2 protein-coding genes are annotated in these 2652 nt (G+C 74.2%); both read right to left on the reverse strand.

Features of this window, described 5'->3' with window-relative positions:
- Positions 1-158 precede the first annotated feature (158 nt).
- The gene (locus HUW36_RS30410) at positions 159-1106 is read right to left on the reverse strand and encodes an SDR family NAD(P)-dependent oxidoreductase (protein ID WP_174531233.1); all 948 of its coding nucleotides are present in this window, start codon (positions 1104-1106) and stop codon (positions 159-161) included.
- Positions 1103-2287, reverse strand: a complete 1185-nt coding sequence (locus HUW36_RS30415) for a zinc-dependent alcohol dehydrogenase (protein WP_174531234.1) — start codon at positions 2285-2287, stop codon at positions 1103-1105. Before HUW36_RS30415 ends, HUW36_RS30410 begins: the two co-directional genes overlap by 4 nt.
- Positions 2288-2652: the final 365 nt, after the last annotated feature.

Here is a 2652-nt window from a genome sequence, read left to right on the forward strand (position 1 = left end):
GACGGCCGCCAGCCCGGCGATCCGCCACGCCCGCCCGCCGCCGGCCCGATCCGGTTCCCGCTGCACCGCTGTGCCCATGGTCGTCCCCTCCGCCGTGTCCCGCAGTACACGGTAGCCACCCCCGCGCCGGTCCGTGCGGACGACCGACCCGCGGCGGCTCAGCGCAGCCGCCGCCGTACCGCCGAGCCGACCGCGGCGGTGGCGTCGCCCACCGACCGCACCACCCGCGACACGTCGGGCAGCCAGCCGCCCCGGACCGCCTCACCGGCCGGGTTCGGCGCGAAGACCACCCCGTCCGTCGGCGGCACCGGGCGTCCGGTGAGCCCACCGAGCCGCATCAGCGGCCCCACCAGTACGTCGTAGACGGCCGGCAGCGCGGTGAACCCGATCCGCATGACCAGGTTGACCCGCCCCACCGAGATCTCCCGGCGCGGTTTGTCGGCGCAGTGCGCGATGGCCCGGGCCACCCGTTCCGGCGTGGTGATCGGCAGCGGGGGCCGACCGACGCGGCCGAGGTAGTTCGCCGCCTGCTGGTAGACCGGGGTGTCCACACTGCCCGGCGTGACCAGGCAGACGTGCACGCCGTCCAGGTCCCGCGACTCCTGCTGCAACGCCCGGGCCAGCCCGTGCAGCCCCCACTTGCTGGTCACGTACCCGCTCATGTAGGGCGCCGTGATGTGTCCCAGCACCGACCCGGTGAGGATCAGCGTGCCGCCCCCGGTCGCCCGGAAGTGCCGCAACGCCACCCGCGCGACCCCGGCGGCGGCCAACAGGTCGGTCCGGACCACCTGGTCGAAGACCTCCGCCGGGATCTCCTCGAAGCGCCCGTACGCCATCACCGCCGCCGTGTGCACCCAGACGTCGATCCGGCCGAACTCGGCGACGGCGGTGGCGGCCAGGGCGTCGAGCGCGTCCGGGGCGGTGACGTCGGTGGGCACGACCCGGACGTCCGCGGCGCCGGCGTCGGCGCACTCCCGCCGTACCTCGGCCAGGGTCTCGGGGGAGCGGGCCGCGAGGACCAGACGGTCCCCGCGGCCCGCGAGCTCCCGGGCCGCCGCCCGGCCGATCCCGCTCGTCGCGCCGGTGACGACCACCGTCCGGGTCACGGTGCGAGCACGACCTTGACGCAGCCGTCCTCCTTCTTCTGGAACATCTCGTACGCCTGCGGCGCCTGCGCCAGCGGCAGCCGGTGGGTCCGCAGGTCCTCGACGCCCAGCGGGTCGTCGTCGCCCTCCAGCAGCGGAATGATCTCGTCGACCCAGCGCCGCACGTGGCACTGCCCCATGCGCAGCTGGATGCCCCGGTCGAACATCTCCATCAGCGGCATCGGGTCCTGCTCGCCGCCGTACACCCCGGAGATCGAGACGGTCCCACCGCGCCGGACCGCCTTGAGCGCGGCGTGCAGCACCACGAGCCGGTCCACGCCCACCTTGTCGGTCATCGCCTGGGCCAGCTTGTCCGGCAGCAGCCCGGCGGCGGTCTGGGCGACCTTGCCCAGCGGTGCGCCGTGCGCCTCCATGCCGACCGCGTCGATCACCGCGTCCGGGCCGCGTCCGTCGACCAGGTCGATGAGCGCGCCGGGCACGTCGTCGAGCTGGCTGACGTCGAGCACCTCGATGCCGTGGCGGCGGGCCATCTCCAGCCGCTCCGGCACCAGGTCCAGGCCGATCACCCGGCCGGCCCCGAGGTGGCGGCCGATCCGGGCGCTGAACTGCCCGACCGGGCCGAGGCCGAACACGGCCAGGGTGCCGCCCGGCGGGGTGTCCGCGTACTTCACCGCCTGCCAGGCGGTGGGCAGGATGTCGGACAGGTAGAGCCACCGCTCGTCGGCCCCGGTGTCCGGGATCGCGATCGGGCCGAACTGGGCCTGCGGCACGCGCAGGTACTCGGCCTGGCCGCCCGGGACCGACCCGTAGAGCGAGGTGTAGCCGAACAGCGAGGCGCCTTTGCCCTGGCTGGTCACCTGGGTGGTCTCGCACTGCGCGTAGAGCTGCCGCTCGCACATCCAGCACGAGCCGCAGGAGATGTTGAACGGGACGACCACCCGGTCGCCCTTCTTGAGCCGGGTCACCCCCGGGCCGACCTCCTCGACGATGCCCATCGGCTCGTGTCCGAGCACGTCGCCGGGCTTCAGGTACGGCCCGAGCACCTCGTACAGGTGCAGGTCGGAGCCGCAGATGGCGGTCGAGGTGATCCGGACGATCGCGTCGGTCGGCTCCTCGATCCGGGGATCCGGGACGTCCTCCACGCGAACGTCCCGCTTGCCGTGCCAGGTCAGTGCCTTCATGCCTGAATGTCTCCTCTTCGGTGCCGTCCATGGGACTGCTACCCGCGAAAAGTGACTTGAACCGGCACCGTCGCGCCGAGCGGGCCGCGGTGGGACCCGTGGACCGGGGCACGGGCCGGTGCGGCCTTCCGCGCCGATGTCGGGCGACGTCGCGCCGGGCTGGCCGTGGTGGGGCACGCGGACCCGGGGCACGGGCTGGCGCCGCCTTTCGAGCTGATATCAGGAACGACTCAGCACGGACGTGCGGACCGACCGGACAGGTGCGCGTCGGGCACGTCGAGGTGGCCTGGCTTCCGGCAGCGCGGGGCCGGACGTCCGGCGCGTCGGCGCGCGCCGCCTCGCGGCGACGGGCGTGGGCCAGATCG

The organism is Micromonospora maritima, assembly GCF_902825405.1.
Classification (GTDB): Bacteria; Actinomycetota; Actinomycetes; order Mycobacteriales; family Micromonosporaceae; genus Micromonospora; species Micromonospora maritima.

Bases quoted from the DNA above. Each gene is read 5' to 3' on its own strand.
- HUW36_RS30415 (WP_174531234.1), bottom strand. From the start codon at position 2,287: ATGAAGGCACTGACCTGGCACGGCAAGCGGGACGTTCGCGTGGAGGAC.